At 74.1% G+C, this 17,058-nt stretch carries 12 protein-coding genes; 9 read left to right on the top strand and 3 right to left on the bottom strand.

What is annotated here, in order from left to right; all coding sequences use genetic code 11:
• The first annotated feature begins 250 nt into the window (after positions 1-250).
• The 4 genes from N866_RS06220 to N866_RS06205 all read left to right on the top strand — a co-directional run bounded on the left by N866_RS06220 (position 251) and on the right by N866_RS06205 (position 4,457).
• The gene (locus tag N866_RS06220; protein ID WP_052022472.1) at positions 251-829 is read left to right on the top strand and encodes an ATP-dependent Clp protease proteolytic subunit; all 579 of its coding nucleotides are present in this window, start codon (positions 251-253) and stop codon (positions 827-829) included.
• A 44-nt stretch (positions 830-873) separates the two neighbouring features.
• Positions 874-1,584 carry an ATP-dependent Clp protease proteolytic subunit gene (locus N866_RS06215; protein ID WP_034224186.1) on the top strand — a complete coding sequence of 237 codons (711 nt, stop codon included), beginning with the start codon at positions 874-876 and terminating at the stop codon, positions 1,582-1,584.
• 178 nt (positions 1,585-1,762) lie between these two features.
• Positions 1,763-3,034: an ATP-dependent Clp protease ATP-binding subunit ClpX gene (clpX, locus tag N866_RS06210; RefSeq protein WP_034224183.1), complete on the top strand. Its 1,272-nt coding sequence runs from the start codon at positions 1,763-1,765 to the stop codon at positions 3,032-3,034.
• A 223-nt stretch (positions 3,035-3,257) separates the two neighbouring features.
• Positions 3,258-4,457, top strand: coding sequence for a baeRF2 domain-containing protein (locus N866_RS06205; RefSeq protein WP_034224180.1), 1,200 nt, complete (start codon positions 3,258-3,260; stop codon positions 4,455-4,457).
• Between the two features lie 52 nt (positions 4,458-4,509).
• On the opposite strand, the gene N866_RS06200 is transcribed toward N866_RS06205, so the two are convergent.
• Both N866_RS06200 and valS read right to left on the bottom strand, forming a co-directional pair.
• Positions 4,510-6,306, bottom strand: coding sequence for an AMP-dependent synthetase/ligase (locus N866_RS06200; RefSeq protein WP_034224200.1), 1,797 nt, complete (start codon positions 6,304-6,306; stop codon positions 4,510-4,512).
• 1 nt (position 6,307) lies between these two features.
• Positions 6,308-8,989 (bottom strand): valine--tRNA ligase, encoded by a 2,682-nt coding sequence (valS, locus tag N866_RS06195; protein ID WP_034224177.1) that lies wholly within the window; start codon positions 8,987-8,989, stop codon positions 6,308-6,310.
• 267 nt (positions 8,990-9,256) lie between these two features.
• On the opposite strand from valS, the gene N866_RS06190 reads away from it, so the two are divergent.
• The 4 genes from N866_RS06190 (at position 9,257) to N866_RS06175 (ending at position 14,636) form a co-directional block, all read left to right on the top strand.
• Positions 9,257-10,075, top strand: coding sequence for an ABC transporter ATP-binding protein (locus N866_RS06190; RefSeq protein WP_052022470.1), 819 nt, complete (start codon positions 9,257-9,259; stop codon positions 10,073-10,075).
• Positions 10,072-12,600 (top strand): ABC transporter permease, encoded by a 2,529-nt coding sequence (locus N866_RS06185; RefSeq protein WP_034224174.1) that lies wholly within the window; start codon positions 10,072-10,074, stop codon positions 12,598-12,600. The genes N866_RS06190 and N866_RS06185 overlap by 4 nt, the downstream gene beginning before the upstream one ends.
• 141 nt (positions 12,601-12,741) lie before the next feature.
• Positions 12,742-13,740: a TIGR03557 family F420-dependent LLM class oxidoreductase gene (locus N866_RS06180; RefSeq protein WP_034224194.1), complete on the top strand. Its 999-nt coding sequence runs from the start codon at positions 12,742-12,744 to the stop codon at positions 13,738-13,740.
• Positions 13,737-14,636: a coenzyme F420-0:L-glutamate ligase gene (locus N866_RS06175; protein ID WP_281173197.1), complete on the top strand. Its 900-nt coding sequence runs from the start codon at positions 13,737-13,739 to the stop codon at positions 14,634-14,636. The genes N866_RS06180 and N866_RS06175 overlap by 4 nt, the downstream gene beginning before the upstream one ends.
• Before the next feature lie 12 nt (positions 14,637-14,648).
• On the opposite strand, the gene N866_RS06170 is transcribed toward N866_RS06175, so the two are convergent.
• A complete protein-coding gene (locus N866_RS06170) occupies positions 14,649-15,230 on the bottom strand; it encodes an HhH-GPD-type base excision DNA repair protein (RefSeq protein WP_034224171.1) in 582 nt (193 codons plus the stop codon).
• A gap of 137 nt (positions 15,231-15,367) precedes the next feature.
• Between N866_RS06170 and N866_RS06165 the strand changes: the two genes are divergently transcribed.
• On the top strand, positions 15,368-16,726 hold the full coding sequence (locus tag N866_RS06165; RefSeq protein ID WP_425393952.1) for an aspartate aminotransferase family protein: 1,359 nt from the start codon (positions 15,368-15,370) through the stop codon (positions 16,724-16,726).
• Positions 16,727-17,058: the final 332 nt, after the last annotated feature.

Raw genomic sequence — 17,058 nt, 5'->3', positions numbered from 1 at the left:
CGCCCCGTCCGCGCGGGCGCGGGCAGGCCTCGGGCCGCCCTCCGGCCGGGGCGCGCGCCGGGGACGACCGGAGGGCCGTGCGCCGTCAGCGAAACGCTCCCGGGGCGGGCATCGCGGGTCGGTGGCCCGCGTTAGGGTCGCTGCACACGTCGAGTCCCGGGGGCCGCCCGGGTGGTCGAGGACGAGGAGAGCTGTGAACGACACGCAGGCAGACCTGACACCGCGCGGGGCGCGCGGGGACGCGCCCTCGATGGGTCTCAACGACAGCATCTACAACCGTCTTCTGCGCGAGCGCATCATCTGGCTCGGCTCCGAGGTCCGGGACGAGAACGCGAACGCCATCTGCGCGCAGATGATGCTGCTCGCGGCGGAGGACCCGGACAAGGACATCTACCTGTACATCAACTCGCCCGGCGGCTCCATCACCGCGGGCATGGCGATCTACGACACGATGCAGTTCATCAAGCCGGACGTCGCCACGGTCGCGATGGGCATGGCCGCGTCGATGGGGCAGTTCCTGCTCTCGTCCGGTGCGAAGGGCAAGCGGTACGCCACGCCCCACGCCCGGGTGATGATGCACCAGCCGTCCGGCGGGATCGGCGGCACGGCGACGGACGTCCGCATCAACGCCGAGCTGATCCTCCACATGAAGCGCGTGCTCGCCGAGCTCATCGCGGAGCAGACCGGCAAGAGCGTCGAGCAGATCAACGCCGACTCGGACCGCGACCGCTGGTTCACCGCGCCGGAGGCGCTGGAGTACGGGTTCATCGACCACGTCGTCACGCACGCCGGCTCGGTCAGCGGAGGCGGCGGCACGGCCGGGTCCTGACCCGAGCGCCCCGCCCGTCGGCCACCACACATCGAGGAGCACCAGTGAGCACCGAGCACCAGTTCATCGCCCGCGCGTCGGCGTTGGCCGGCACGACCGCCGGCAGCCGCGCGCTGCCGTTCGGCGCCCCGTCGTCGCGGTACGTCCTGCCGCAGTTCGAGGAGCGGACGGCCTACGGGTTCAAGCGCCAGGACCCGTACACCAAGCTGTTCGAGGACCGGATCATCTTCCTCGGCGTCCAGGTCGACGACGCGTCCGCCGACGACGTCATGGCGCAGCTCCTCGTCCTGGAGAGCCAGGACCCGGACCGCGACATCATCCTGTACATCAACTCGCCCGGCGGCTCCTTCACGGCCCTGACGGCGATCTACGACACGATGCAGTACATCAAGCCGCAGATCCAGACCGTCTGCCTCGGCCAGGCCGCGTCGGCTGCCGCGGTGCTGCTGGCCGCCGGCGCACCGGGGAAGCGGCTCGCGCTGCCGAACGCCCGCGTGCTGATCCACCAGCCCGCCATGGAGGGCGGCGGCTACGCGCAGGCCTCGGACATCGAGATCCACGCCAACGAGCTCATCCGCATGCGGGAGTGGCTCGAGGCGACGATCGCCCTGCACTCGGGGCAGCCGGTCGACAAGGTGCGCAGCGACATCGAGCGCGACAAGATCCTCACGGCCGCGCAGGCGCACGAGTACGGCCTGGTCGACCAGGTGCTCGAGAGCCGGAAGGCAGCGACGCTGTCCGCCGCCTCGTCCTGAGCGTCGGCGCGGGGCACCTCAGGAGGTGCCCCGCGCGGTCGATCGGAGCAGCACGCGTCCTCCGTATCGATCCGGACACGCCCCGTGCGCCGGGCTGACAGCCCCGTGCACGTGGTGTGGAATGGTGGGGACGCGGTGAAGGGCGCACAACGGTGCGCCCACCAGGAGGGAGTCAGCGGTGGCACGGATCGGCGAGGGCGCGGACCTGCTCAAGTGCTCCTTCTGCGGCAAGAGCCAGAAGCAGGTCAAGAAGCTCATCGCCGGCCCCGGGGTCTACATCTGCGACGAGTGCATCGACCTCTGCAACGAGATCATCGAGGAGGAGCTCGCCGAGGCCACCGAGGTCGGCATGGTCGAGCTGCCCAAGCCGCGCGAGATCTTCGAGTTCCTCGAGCAGTACATCGTGGGGCAGGAGCCGGCCAAGCGGTCGCTGGCCGTCGCGGTCTACAACCACTACAAGCGGATCCAGGCCGGCGAGGCCGCCCGGAGCGCCGGCGACGACGTCGAGCTGGCCAAGTCGAACATCCTCCTGATCGGCCCCACGGGCTGCGGCAAGACGTACCTCGCCCAGACGCTCGCCAAGATGCTCAACGTGCCCTTCGCGATCGCGGACGCCACCGCGCTCACCGAGGCCGGCTACGTGGGCGAGGACGTCGAGAACATCCTGCTCAAGCTCATCCAGGCCGCCGACTACGACGTCAAGAAGGCCGAGACGGGGATCATCTACATCGACGAGGTCGACAAGATCGCCCGCAAGAGCGAGAACCCGTCGATCACCCGCGACGTCTCGGGCGAGGGCGTCCAGCAGGCGCTCCTGAAGATCCTCGAGGGGACGACCGCGTCGGTGCCGCCGCAGGGCGGACGCAAGCACCCGCACCAGGAGTTCATCCAGATCGACACGACGAACGTCCTGTTCATCGTCGCTGGTGCGTTCGCCGGGCTGGACGAGATCATCACCTCCCGTGCCGGCCGTCGGGGCATCGGCTTCGGTGCCCCGCTGCACTCGGCCGACGACGTCGACGTGTTCGGCGAGGTCATGCCCGAGGACCTGCTCAAGTTCGGGCTCATCCCCGAGTTCATCGGCCGCGTGCCGGTCATCACGACCGTCTCGCCGCTGGACCAGGCGGCGCTCGTGCGCATCCTCACCGAGCCGCGCAACGCCCTGGTGAAGCAGTACCAGCGGATGTTCGAGATCGACGGCGTGGAGCTGGAGTTCACCCCGGACGCGGTCGAGGCGGTCGCCGACCAGGCGCTCCTGCGCGGCACGGGTGCTCGGGGTCTGCGAGCGATCCTGGAGGAGGTCCTCCAGCAGGTCATGTTCGACGTCCCGAGCCGGGACGACGTCGCCCGCGTCGTCATCACGCGGGCGGTCGTGCTGGAGAACGTCAACCCGACGATCGTGCCGCGCGAGGCCCCGGCCAAGCGCACCCCGCGGGAGAAGTCGGCCTGATCGGACCGGCCCGGTCCCACCGGCCGGCGAGGGCCGGACGGGGCCGCTCAGGAGTGGTCTCTGCGCGCCCGCGGACCGGCGCGAGGACCGGCGCCGTGCGGCCGCCCAGGTCGGGGAGATCGGGAGCGTCGGGGGCTGGCGTCCGCCGTCGGAGTGGGCCAGGGTGGGACGGGACCGACGAGCCGGTTCCGCCGGCTCCCGCGACCCGATCGTGAGGTGCTCGATGAAGCTCGACCCGCTCAAGCCCCTGCTCCACCACGACGGCCCGCTCACCACGGTCGTCCTCGACGCGACGCGTGCCGACGAGGCAGGGGACCGGGAGGTGCGGAGCCGCTGGAACAGCCTGCGGCGCGAGCTCGAGCAGCGCGGTGCACCGCCCGCCACGCTGGACCTCATCCAGGAGGCCGTGACCCGGCCCGACCACGTCCCGGGCCCGCACGGGCGCTACGTCGTGGCCGGCGGGGACCGGATCCTCTTCGACGCCGTCCTCGCGACCGCACCCGTGCGGGACGAGGCGCTCTACGACGGCACGCCGTCGCTGCTCCCGGCCGTGCGCGCCGCCGACGAGGCCGTGCGCTACCTCCAGGTCGAGGTGGACCGGTCCGGTGCCGACCTCACCTGGTCCGGGTCCCGGTCGCACGCCGCGGACGAGGACCTGGGCCACGTCGACGGCGGGCACGACGTCCTGCACAAGTCGGGCAGCGGAGGGTGGTCGCAGGGTCGCTTCCAGGCCCGCGCGGAGGACTCGTGGGAGCGCAACGCCGAGGCGGTGGCGGAGCAGATCGACAGGGTGGTCGCCCGGCACCGTCCCGAGCTCGTCCTCGTCACCGGCGACGTGCGGGCCGTGACCTACCTGCGGGAGCACCTGGGTCACGCGGCCCGCGACCTGCTCGTCGAGGTGCCTGGGGGCTCGCGGGCGGAGGGCGTGAAGGAGGACGTGTTCGCCCGTCGGGTGGGCGAGGCGCTCGACGCGCACCGCGCCAAGCGCCGCGAGTCGGTGGTGGACCGGCTGCGCGAGGCGCTCGGGCGTGGCGACGGCGGCGTGACCGAGCTCGGCGACGTCGTCGACGTCCTGCGCAAGGGGCAGGTGGCGGAGCTCGTCGTGCTGCGGAACGCGGCGGGGGACTCGGTGGCGCACCTCAACGACCGCTCCGTCTTCGTGGGTCCGGAGCCCCTGCAGATCGGGACCTCACGCAGCGACGTCGCGGCGCTCGGCGTCCCCGCGGACCAGGTGCGCGAGATGCGCGCCGACATCGCGGTGCTGCGGGCCGCCCTCGCGCAGGACGCCGGGTTCACCTTCGCGCTGGAGGGGACCGTCCCCCTGGTCGACGGGCTGGGCGCGGTGCTGCGGTGGACGGACGCCGCGACGCCGCACGAGACGGCTCCCGCGTACACGGCCGACACCCACCGGCGTCGCCACTGACCGGCACTGACCGGCGCTCACCCGCACTGACGGATCAGGCGGCGCTGACGGGTCAGGCGTAGAGCGCGTCCACCTCGCCGGCGAAGTCGTCGAGCACCGCGGACCGCCGCACCTTCAGCGACGGCGTCAGGTAGCCGTTCGCCTCGGTGAAGTCGACGGCGAGCACGCGCACGCGACGGATCGACTCGGCGCGCGAGACCACCTCGCTCGCGCGCTCCGCGGCCCGGTCGAGCGCCGCGAGGACCTCGGGGCGGCGTGCCGCCGTCGCCACGTCCATCTCCGGCAGCCCGTGCCCGGCGAGCCAGCCCGGGAGCATCTCGGCGTCCAGCGTGACGAGGGCGCCGACGTACGGGCGCGCGTCGCCCACGACGACGACCTGGGAGACGAGGGGGTGCCCGCGCAGCCGGTCCTCGAGGGCGGCGGGCGCGACGTTCTTCCCGCCCGCCGTGACGATGATCTCCTTCTTGCGGCCGGTGATCCGCAGCGTCCCCGCGTCGTCCAGCTCGCCCAGGTCGCCGGTGCGGAACCAGCCGTCGTCGAACGCCTCGGCCGTGGCCGCGGGGTTCCGGTGGTACCCGCGGAAGACGTGGGGTCCGCGCACCTGCACCTCGCCGTCGGCCGAGAGCCGGACGGCCGTGCCCGGGAACGGGTGCCCCACCGTCCCGATGCGCACCGATCCCGGCCGGTTGACGGCCGTCGGCGCCGTCGTCTCGGTCAGCCCGTACCCCTCGAGCACCGTGAGCCCGAGCCCGCGGTAGAAGTGACCGAGACGCTCGCCCAGAGGGGCGCCCCCGGAGACCGCGTACCGGACCGCTCCGCCGAGGGTGTGCCGCACCTTGGACAGCACCAGACGGTCGGCCAGCCGGTGCTGCGCGCGCAGCGCCGCGGAGGGTCCGCCCGGCAGGTCCAGGGCCCGCGACCAGACGATCGACGTCTTGGCCGCCCACCGGAAGAGCCGCAGGCGCACGCCCGTGCCGGCCTTCTGCTCGGCGGCGTTGTAGACCCGCTCGAGGACGCGGGGGACGGCCAGGAGGAACGTGGGCCGGAAGGTGCCCAGGTCCGCGACGAGGTTCTTCGTGTCCGGCGTGTGGCCCAGCACCGCACCGGACGCCACGCAGAGCACCTCGATGAAGCGTGCGAAGACGTGGGCCAGCGGGAGGAACAGCAGCGTGCGGGAGCCGGGTGCGGCGCACACGTCGTACAGGCCGGCGACGCCCTCGAGGCTGAGGGCGACGAAGTTGCCGTGGGTGAGCTCGACGCCCTTCGGTCGGCCCGTCGTCCCCGAGGTGTAGATGAGGGTCGCCAGGTCGCTCCCGACCGTCGCCGCGCTGCGGCGCTCGACCTCGGCCGGGTCCACGGCCGCGCCGGCCGCGGTCAGCCGGTCGACGGCGCCGTCGTCCAGGACGAGCACCTCGCCGAGCCCGGGGGCCCGGTCGCGGACCGACTCCGTCACGGCGGCGTGCGCGCTCGTCTCGACGACGGCCAGCCGCACGTCGGCATCGGACAGGATCCACGCCACCTGCTCGGCGGACGACGTCTCGTAGACCGGGACGGGGACGCCACCGGCCGCCCAGACCGCGAAGTCGAGCAGCGTCCACTCGTAGCGCGTCCGGCTCATGATCGACACCCGGTCGCCGGGCTCGACGCCGAGTGCGACGAGCCCTCGGGCGACCGCGGTCACCTGGTCGGCGAACGAGCGGACGCTCACGGGCGTCCACGCGCTGCCGAGGGCGGACTTCCGCTCGACCAGTGTGGCGTGCGGGTCCTGGGCCAGCCGGCGCGCCAGCAGTCCCGGGACGGCCAGCGTCGGGTCGACCGTCGCGAGGGACGGGCTGACCGACTCGCGCACCTCAGCCCTGCTCGAGCTCGGCACCACGCACGACGGCGACCTCCAGGCCGTCCTCGCCCACGAGCGTCAGGTCGACGGCGCGTCCCGCGGCCCGGACGTCCTGCACGGCGGCCTCCACGAGCGGCAGCTGGGCGGTCGGGACGGCGAGCTCCGCGGTGAGGATCCGCGTCCGCATGGAGACCTTGGCCTCGGACTTCACCTTGCGCAGCGCCGCCAGCGCACGCCCGGCGGCGTCGAGGGTGGCCGGGTCGACGTCGCCGGCGGGCAGAGCGTCCGGCGTCGGCCACGGCGCACGGTGCACCGAGCCGCTGCGCCACCAGGACCAGACCTCCTCGGTGGCGAACGGCAGCACCGGTGCGAGCAGCCGCAGCTGCACGTCCAGCGCGAGCCCCAGCGCGGTGCGGGCCGAGACCGTCTCGGCCGTCGGCACCTCGTCACCGGAGCCGTAGGCGCGGTCCTTGACGAGCTCCAGGTAGTCGTCGCAGAACGTCCAGAAGAACGTCTCGGTGAGCTCCAGGGCGCGGGTGTGGTCGTAGGCCTCCAGGGCCTCGGTCGCGCGGCGGACGACGTCGGCCAGGCCGGCCAGCATCGCCCGGTCCAGCGGGACGACGACGTCGGCCGGGTCGAGCGGGCGGTCCAGCGGGACGTCGTCCCCGGCGAAGCCGAGGGCGAACCGGCTCGCGTTGAGCACCTTGATCGCCAGGCGCCGACCGATCTTCATCTGGCCGACCTCGAAGGCCGCGTCCGTGCCCAGGCGTGCCGAGGCCGCCCAGTACCGCACCGCGTCGGAGCCGTGCTCCTCCAGGAGCCCCATGGGCGTCACGACGTTGCCCTTGGACTTGGACATCTTCTTGCGGTCCGGGTCCAGGATCCAGCCCGAGATGCCGGCGTGCCGCCACGGCAGCGAGCCGTGCTCGAGGTGGGAGCGCAGGACGGTGGAGAACAGCCAGGTGCGGATGATGTCCTGCCCCTGGGGGCGCAGGTCCATGGGGAAGACGCGCTCGAACAGGTCCGGGTCACGCTCCCAGCCGCCGGCGATCTGCGGCGTCAGCGACGACGTCGCCCACGTGTCCATGACGTCGGCCTCGCCGACGAAGCCGCCGGGCACGCCGCGCTGGTCCTCGGTGTACCCGGGCGGCACGTCGCTGCTCGGGTCGACGGGCAGCAGCGCCTCGTCGGGGACGATCGGACGGTCGTGGTCCACCTCGCCGTCGGCCGTCAGCGGGTACCACAGGGGGATGGCGACGCCGAAGAATCGCTGGCGCGAGATCAGCCAGTCCCCGTTGAGGCCGTTGACCCAGTTCTCGTACCGCACGCGCATGAAGTCGGGGTGGAACTGCAGCTCCGCGCCCCGGGCCAGCAGGCCCTCGCGCAGGCCGGCGCCGGTGCCCTCGTCGCGGCCGCCGTTGCGGATGTACCACTGGCGGGAGGTGACGATCTCCAGGGGCTTGTCGCCCTTCTCGTAGAAGTTCGCCATGCGCTGCGTCGCGGCGGGCTCGCCGTCCAGGTCGCCCGAGCTGCGCAGCGCGTCCACGACGGCGGTCCGCGCGGAGAACGTCGTCCGGCCCGCCATGTCCGCGTAGTGCCGGCGGCCGCTGCCGCTGGTGATCCACTCGGGGGTCTCGGCCGCCAGCCGACCGTCGCGCTGCACGACCGAGCGGGTGGGCAGCTGGAGCTCGCGCCACCACTGCACGTCGGTGAGGTCGCCGAAGGTGCAGCACATCGCGATGCCCGCGCCCTTGTCCGGCTCGGCGGCGGGGTGGGCGAGGACCGGGACCTCGACGTCGAAGAGCGGCGAGCGGACCGTCGTGCCGAAGAGGTGCTGGTAGCGCTCGTCGTCGGGGTGCGCGATGAGCGCGACGCACGCCGGGATGAGCTCGGGCCGCGTCGTCTCGATGTGCACCGCACCCGTGCCGTCGGTGCGGTGGAAGGCCACGCGGTGGAAGTGCCCGGGGTACTCGCGGGCCTCGAGCTCCGCCTGCGCCACGGCCGTCTGGAACGTCACGTCCCACAGGCCCGGGGCCTCGGCCTGGTAGGCCTCGCCGCGCGCGAGGTTGCGCAGGAAGGCCTTCTGGGCGACCGCGCGGGACCGCTCGTCGATGGTCTGGTAGGTCTGCGACCAGTCGACGGACAGCCCCAGCCGCCGCCACAGCGCCTCGAACTGCTGCTCGTCCTCGACGGTCAGCCGCTCGCAGAGCTCGACGAAGTTGCGCCGCGAGACCGGGACCTGGTCCGCGGCCCGGGCGCTCTTGCCCTCGCCGCCGACCTGGGGCGGGGTGAAGCCGGGGTCGTACGGCAGAGCGGGGTCGCAGCGGACCCCGAAGTAGTTCTGCACGCGCCGCTCGGTGGGCAGGCCGTTGTCGTCCCAGCCCATCGGGTAGAAGACCTCACGACCGCGCATGCGCTGGAACCGCGCGACGACGTCGGTGTGGGTGTAGGAGAAGACGTGGCCGACGTGCAGCGAGCCGGACACCGTGGGCGGCGGCGTGTCGATGGAGTAGACCTCGGCGCGGGTCCGGGTCCGGTCGAACGCGTACGTCCCCTGCCCCTCCCAGGCGTGCGACCAGCGGTCCTCCAGGCCCTCCAGGCTCACCTTCTCCGGTACGCGCGACAGGGGCGCGCTCGACGACATCGTCGCGGACGTCGCCTCCGGGAGGGGGTTCGTGGGGGTCTGCTCGCTCATGGGCGCCGATTCTCCCAGACTCGCGGCCCCGCCGGAGCCGGGCCGGGACGCCGACCCCGGGTCGCCCCTGAGGGTCGACCCCGACCCGGCGGGAACGTCCCGGGGTCCCGGGGCGCTCCTACTCAGGGAGGGCTCCGGGCGGTCCCCGATGCCGGACCGCCCGGCTCTCCGCGAAGATCGGCACGCACGACCACACACGACGGGCCGTCGACGGCGGCCCGTGCAGCGCCCGACCGGTCACCGGCGGGCAGGACCAAGGACGGACACATGCGAGCACTGGCCGCCGACCCGGGCGTGGGCCCGATCGCCTCGGCGCGGGACCTGGTGAAGACGTACGGCAAGGGGGAGGCCGTGGTCCGGGCGCTCGACGGCGTCAGCGTCGACCTCGAGGCCGGCGAGCTGACGGCGATCATGGGCCCGTCCGGCTCCGGCAAGTCGACCCTCATGCACTGCATGGCCGGTCTGGACAGCCCCACCGCCGGCTCCGTCGTCGTCGCGGGGGAGGAGGTCTCGAGCATGAGCGAGCGCCGCCTCACGCGCCTGCGCCGGGACCGGCTCGGCTTCGTCTTCCAGGCGTTCAACCTCATCCCCACCCTCACGGCGGAGGAGAACATCACCCTCCCGCTCGACATCGCGCGGCGCCGGCTGGACCGCGACTGGTTCGACACGGTGGTGGACGCCGTCGGCCTGCGCGACCGCCTCGACCACCGCCCGGGCGAGCTGTCCGGCGGCCAGCAGCAGCGCGTCGCCTGCGCCCGGGCCCTCATCTCCCGGCCCGCCGTCGTCTTCGCCGACGAGCCGACCGGCAACCTGGACTCGCGGTCCTCGGCCGAGGTCCTCGGCTTCCTGCGGGGGTCGGTCGACGAGCTGGGCCAGGCGATCGTCATGGTCACCCACGACCCGACGGCGGCCTCCTATGCCCACCGCGTGCTGTTCCTCGCCGACGGACGGCTCGTCGGCGAGCTCGAGGACCCGACGTCCGAGAGCGTCCTGGACGCGCTGCGCGAGCTGTCGCCGGCGCACGCCCAGCCGGCCCGGCCCGGCCGTCACGCCGACGACGTCGTCCAGGGTGCGGTGGCCCGGTGACCCGGGTCGCGCTGCGCGGCATCCGCAGCCACCTCGGCCGCTTCCTGCTGTCCGTGCTGGCCGTCCTGCTCGGGGTCGCGTTCGTCGCGGGCACGTTCTCCCTGCGGTCGATGCTCTCGAGCACCTTCACGGACATCATCAGCAGCTCGCTCGTCGGCGACGCCTACCTGCGCGGGGCGCAGGAGACGGCGGGCGCGACGGACCCCACGACCGGGGCGGGTCGCAACCGCATCCCGCTCGCCCTCGCCGAGGAGGCGGAGCGCGTCGACGGCGTCCGCACGGTCCTGCCCGACCTCACCGGGCCGGTCGTGGTCGTCGGGGCGGACGGCACGGCGGTCATCAGCGGCGGCGGCGCCCCGAGCTTCGCCGTCGGCCTGCACCCGGACGACCCGGCGGCGACCGTCGTGGCCGGGCGCGCGCCGGACGGCGCCGACGAGATCGCCCTGGAGTCCGCCAGCCTGGCGGCCTCCGGCCTGGAGGTCGGCGACACGACGACCGTGGTCGTCGGGCAGGGGCTCGTCGAGGCGGAGGTCGTGGGCGAGGTCGCGTTCGGCGCTCCCGTGGCGGGCGCGACGATCGTCTTCCTCGACGTCGCGACGGCCACGGCCGCCTACGCGGCCGACGGCACCGTGTCGACGATGGCGGTCTACGCGGAGGAGGGCGTCTCGGAGGCCGAGCTCGTCGAGCGGCTCGAGGCGTCGATCGACCGGTCCGAGGTCGCCGCCGTGACCGGCGAGCAGCTGCGCACGGAGTCGGAGGAGTCGGTGCAGGAGGTGCTCGGGTTCATCTCGACGTTCCTGCTGGTCTTCGCCGCGATCTCGCTCTTCGTCGGCGCGTTCATCATCGCGAACACCTTCCAGATGGTCGTGCGGCAGCGGCAGCGCGAGTTCGCGATGCTCCGTGCCGTCGGCGCCTCGCCGGCGCAGGTGTTCACGTCGATCCTGGTCCAGGCCGTCGTCGTCGGGGTCCTCGGCTCGGCCGCCGGGGTGGGCGCGGGCGTCGCCCTGGTCGCCGGTCTGCGCGGGTTCTTCGCCTCGATGGGGATGGAGCTGTCCGGCCGCATCCCGCTCGACGGCTTCACGGTCCTCGTCTCCGTGCTCACCGGCACCCTGGTCAGCGTCGTGGCCGCGGCGGTCCCCGCGCGCCGTGCGGCGCTCACGCCGCCGGTCGAGGCGATGCGCGACGAGGTCGCGACCCACGACCGGGGCTCGACGGTGCGTGCCGCGGCCGGCGCGGTCCTCCTCGTCGGGGGGGTCGTCGCCGTGGCGGCGGCGACCCAGGGCGTCGGGGACGCCGGGACGGTGCTCGGGATCGGTGCCGCCGCGGTCGTGCTGGCGGTGCTGCTCCTGGCGCCGGCCGTGGTGCCCCCTGCGCTCGGCGTGCTCGCGGCGCCCGTCGTCGCGACCGTCCGCCCGCTCGGTGCGCTCGCCCGCGGCAACGTCACGCGCCTGCCGCGCCGGACGGCGAGCACGGCGAGCGCCCTGATGATCGGCATGGCCCTCGTCGGTGCCGCGGCCGTGCTGGCCACCTCGACCCAGGCCTCGACCCGGGTCATCGTCGAGAACGAGTCGACCTCGGACCTGCTGATCCAGTCCGCCACCCAGGCGGTCCCGGAGGAGGTCGTCGGGCAGGTCGCCGCCCTGGACGGCGTGGCGCGCGCGGACGCCGTGCGCGTCGGCGGGGTGGCGGTCGACGGGGACGCGACCTTCGCGGTCGCCCTGCCGCCGGGCGCGTTCGGCACCGCCCTGGACGTGCGGCTCGTCGACGGGTCGTTCGACTCGCTCGCCGACGGCGCCGTCGCGGTGCAGGAGCAGCGGGCGCAGGACGAGGACTGGGCCGTCGGCGACGAGCTCGAGCTCGTCGGGGCGCTCGGGCGCGAGGTCGTCACGATCGGTGCCGTCATCGAGTCCCGCGCCCTGGGCGCGCCGGTCGTCCTGCCGGAGGACGTGTTCCTCACCCTGGTGCCCACCGCTGAGGGCTCGATCGACACGGTGTTCGTCGTCGCCACCGCGGGCACGGACGTCGCCGCGCTGCGTGAGGAGATCACGACGGTGGTGCAGCCGTACGTCGTCCTGTCCGTCCTGGACAACGAGGCGTTCGCCGACCAGCTCGCCGACCAGGTCGACCAGGTGCTCGTCATCCTCTACGCGCTGCTCGGGCTGTCGATCGTCATCGCGGTCCTCGGCATCGTCAACACGCTCGCGCTGTCCATCGCGGAGCGGACGCGGGAGATCGGCCTGCTGCGGGCGGTCGGGCTGGGCCGGCTGCAGCTGGCCTCCGTCGTCACCATCGAGTCCGTCCTGACCGCCGTCTTCGGCACGGTCCTGGGCGTGGCCGTCGGCGTCGGTCTCGCGTCGACCCTGCCCACGGTCTTCGCCGACGAGGGGCTCAGCGAGCTGGCGATCCCGTGGGGTCAGCTGGGCGTGCTCGTCGCCCTCGCGGTCGTCATCGGCGTCCTCGCGGCCCTGTGGCCGGCGGTCCGGGCCGCCCGGATGGACGTGCTGGACGCCGTGTCCTACGAGTGAGGCCGTCCCCTCGGCCGGCCCCGCCCGGGGCCGGCCGAGGGGACGCGTCGGTCGCCGGGGCTACGCTCGCAGCGCCCGGCCGACGACGGGCGCCCGGCCGGTGACCGGCGGGCAGGGACCGGCGAGAGAGGTGGTGCCGTGGTGGCGCTCACCGTGGGGTACGCGGCCGCACTCGAGCAGTTCGACCCGCGGGAGGTCCTCGACCTCGCGGTGCTGGCCGAGCAGCACGGCTTCTCCGGCGTCATGGCCGCCGACCACTTCCAGCCGTGGGTCCCGGCGCAGGGGCAGTCGTCCTTCGTGTGGAACGTGCTCGCCGCGCTGGGGGAGCGGACGGCCGGGGACATCGGGCCCGGCGTCACGGCCCCGACGTTCCGCTGGCACCCCGCGATGGTGGCGCAGGCCTCGGCGACGCTCGCCGCCATGTACCCCGGGCGGCACTGGCTCGGCATCGGCTCGGGCGAGGCGCTCAACGAGCACGTCGTCGGCGGGTACTGGCCGGAGGCGCCCGAGCGCATCCACCGGATGTTCGAGGCGCTGGAGATCATCCGGAAGCTCTTCACGGGGTCCCTCGCCGGCCGTGACGTCAAGCACCACGGCACGTACTACCGGCTCGAGTCGACGCGCCTGTGGACGATGCCCGACGAGGCACCCCCGGTGCTGGTCGCGACGGCGGGGCCGGTGACGGCACGGCGGGCGGGACGGCACGCCGACGGACTCATCACGGTGGGCGCCCCGCCGGAGAAGATCGCGCACCTGTTCGCCCGGTTCGACGAGGGGGCCCGCGAGGCCGGCCGGGACCCGGCCACGATGCCGAGGGTCCTCCAGGTGCACCTGTCCTGGGCCGCCACGGACGAGGAGGCCATGGCGAACGCCCTGCGGGAGTGGCCCAACGGGGGCATGCGCTTCCCGAAGGCGGACGTGCGCAACCCCTCCGACTTCGAGCAGATGGCACGCCTGGTGCGTCCCGAGGACTTCGCCGGGCGGATGGTGGTCTCGGCGGACCCGGACGTCCACCGGGCCGAGCTCCAGCGGTACGCGGACCTCGGGTTCGACCGCATCTACCTGCACAACGTCGGGCGCAACCAGCGGGAGTGGATCGAGGTGTTCGGCCGCGACGTCCTGCCCGCGCTGGTCCGGTGACCGGGGCGCCCCCAGGCGGGACGACGCCCGAGGACGCGACGCCGCGCGCGGACGGGCAGGGCGCCCGGGCCGCGCGGCTGGAGGTGTGGGCACCCGTCGGGATGGGGGAGGTCCGCCCGGGCGACGACCTCGCCCGCCTCGTGGGCGACCTTCTCGCGGACGACGGCGACGTGCGCGACGGCGACGTCGTCGTCGTCACGAGCAAGGTGGTCTCGAAGGCCGAGGGGCGGGTCGTCGAGGCGGCGGACCGCGAGGACGCGATCACGGCCGAGACGGTGCGGGTCGTCGCGACGCGGCCGTACCCCGACGGGTCGGGGGTGCTGCGGATCGTCGAGAACCGGCTCGGCCTCGTCATGGCGGCGGCCGGGGTCGACGCGTCCAACACCCCCGACGGCACCGTCCTGCTGCTGCCCGAGGACCCGGACGCCTCGGCGCGGCGGCTGCGGCAGGCGCTGCAGGCGCGACTGGGCGTCCGGCTCGCCGTCGTCCTCAGCGACACGGCCGGCCGGCCCTGGCGTGCGGGGCTGACCGACATGGCGATCGGGGCGGCCGGCCTGCGTCCGCTGCTGGACCTGCGCGGCGGCGTCGACGCGCACGGGCGGCCGCTGTCGGTCACGGTGACGGCCGTCGCGGACGAGGTCGCGGCGGCGAGCGAGCTCGTCCGCGGCAAGGCGGACGGCCGCCCCGTCGCCGTCGTGCGCGGGCTGGCCGAGCACGTGACCGACGACGACGGCCCGGGCGCGCGGGCGCTCGTGCGGCCCTCCGACGAGGACCTGTTCCGGCTCGGGAGCGTCGAGGCGCACGAGCAGGGGCGGCACGAGGGGTACCGGGCGGGATGGGCGGAGGGTCACGACGCCGGCTACGAGGCCGGGGTCCGGGCGGCCGACGCCGGCTGAGAAGGCCGGGGCTCAGCCCTTCGGCGCCTTCGCGGCCGCCTTCAGCGCGCGCTTGGTCTCGCGCACCGTCATCAGGGACTCAGCGTCGGTGACGTCCGCGATCGACCGGTGCGCGCCCGGCGCCCCGTAGTCCCCGGCGACCTCGCGCCAGCCCGCGGGGGTCACGCCGCGCTGCTTGCCCAGCAGCGCGAGGAAGATCCTCGCCTTCTGGTCCCCGAAGCCGGGCAGGGCCTTGAGGCGCCGCAGCACCTCCCGGGCGTCGGGAGCCCCCTCGGTCCACAGGCGGGTGACGTCGCCGTCGTGCTCGTCGACGACGGCCCGGGCGACGGCCTGGATCCGGCCGGCCATCGACCCGGGGTAGCGGTGGACCGCGGGCGGGGTGGCGCACAGCGCGGCGAAGGCGTCGGGGTCCGCGTCGGCGATCGCGCGGACGTCCCAGCCGCCCATCCGGTCCGCGATCTTCGCGGGGCCCGCGAAGGCGGTCTCCATCGCGACCTGCTGGTCCAGGAGCATGCCCACGAGGAGCGCGAAGGGGTCCTCGGTCAGGAGCCGGTCCGCCGCGTCGTCACCGGTGAGCCACAGGGTTGCCGCCATGGGCCCATCCTGCCACCGCCCCTGCGGGGTGATCATGTCGCGGCCCCCCTCCCCGGGCAGCCGGTCCGCGGGTCATACTGCGCAGGGGTCGCGCGACGAGGCGCGTCCGCACGACCAGGAGGCAGGAGATGACCCACGTGGTCGACCAGGCGAGCAGCACCGGTGGCACGACCGGACGGGGAGGACCCGGCGCGCCCGGCGAGGCGCTGCGGCTGGACCGCGCGCACGTCTTCCACTCGTGGTCGGCCCAGGGCGCGCTGCGCCCGCTGACGTTCGCCGGCGGGTCGGGCAGCGTCGTGTGGGACGACGAGGGCCGCCGCTACCTGGACTTCTCCAGCCAGCTCGTCAACATGAACATCGGGCACTGCCACCCACGGGTCGTCGCCGCGATCCAGGAGCAGGCCGCGCGGCTGCCCATGGTCGCGCCGCCGCACGCGGAGCTGTCCCGCGGACGCGCGGCCGAGGCGATCCTGCGGCACGCCCCCGAGGGGATGTCGAAGGTCTTCTTCACCAACGGCGGCGCGGACGCGAACGAGAACGCCATCCGGATGGCGCGCCTGCACACCGGTCGCGACAAGGTGATCTCGACCTACCGCTCGTACCACGGCAACACCGGCGCGGCCGTCGTCGCGACCGGGGACTGGCGCCGGATCCCGAACGAGTACGCCACCGGCCACGTACACGTCTTCGGCCCGTACCTGTACCGGACCGAGTTCTGGGCCACGACGCCGGAGGAGGAGGCGGCCCGCGCGCTGCACCACCTCCAGCGCGTCATCGAGGCGGAGGGCCCCGGCTCGGTCGCCGCGATCCTGCTGGAGACGGTGCCGGGGACGGCCGGCGTCCTCGTGCCGCCGCCCGGCTACCTCGCCGGGGTCCGGGCGCTCGCGGACCGCTTCGGCATCATGCTGATCCTCGACGAGGTCATGGCCGGGTTCGGCCGCACGGGTGCCTGGTTCGCTCGCGACCACTGGTCGGTCCGCCCGGACCTCATCACGTTCGCGAAGGGCGTCAACTCCGGCTACGTGCCCGTCGGAGGCGTGATCATCTCCGACGAGATCGCCGCCGCCTTCGACGACCGCGTCTTCCCCGGCGGGCTCACCTACTCCGGGCACGCGCTCGCGGCGGCGTCGATCGTCGCCTCGGTCGAGGCGATGGAGGACGAGGGCGTCGTGGAGCACGCCGCCCGCATCGGCGCCGACGTCCTCGGCCCGGGGCTGCACGCGCTCGCCGAGCGGCACCCGTCCGTCGGGGAGGCCCGCGGCCTCGGGGTGTTCTGGGCGCTGGAGCTCGTGGCCGACCGCACCACGCGGGAGCCGTTCAGCGCGGCGGTCATGGGCACGGTCAAGGCGGAGCTCGTGGCACGCGGGGTCCTGCCGTTCCTCGCGGACAACCGCATCCACGTCGTGCCGCCGTGCGTGGTCACGCCGGCGGAGGTCGAGCAGGCCCTCGCCGCGTACGACGAGGTCCTCGGGCTCGTGGACGACGCGGTGCGCTGACCCGCGACCCGGTCCCCGGACCGGGAGCCGTGCCCCGCGCTCACATGATGGGACGCGGCTTCCCGGGTCGTGGTCGTCCTGTCAAGGTCGTCACATGCGTTCCCACCGGCAGCCGACCGTGCTCTGCGACGTCGTCGCGGCACGAATGTGCATGCCCGTGGGAACCGCGGACCTGCGCTGAGTCGTCCTCGACACCGCACACCCTTCCCGGAGGCCGGACCGGCTGACCGCCGCTCCGACGCCCGTCCCGGGACGCCCAGCGCCCGCCCCCCGACGTCATCCCGCCGGCTCCCGCCGCGCGCCATGACGACTCGCGGTTCCCGCCCCGCCCC

It is taken from the genome of Actinotalea ferrariae CF5-4 (genome assembly GCF_000603945.1).
Taxonomy (GTDB): domain Bacteria; phylum Actinomycetota; class Actinomycetes; order Actinomycetales; family Cellulomonadaceae; genus Actinotalea; species Actinotalea ferrariae.
Note: the sequence above shows the minus strand (reverse complement) of the source record. Positions and strands in the feature narration are given on the sequence as shown.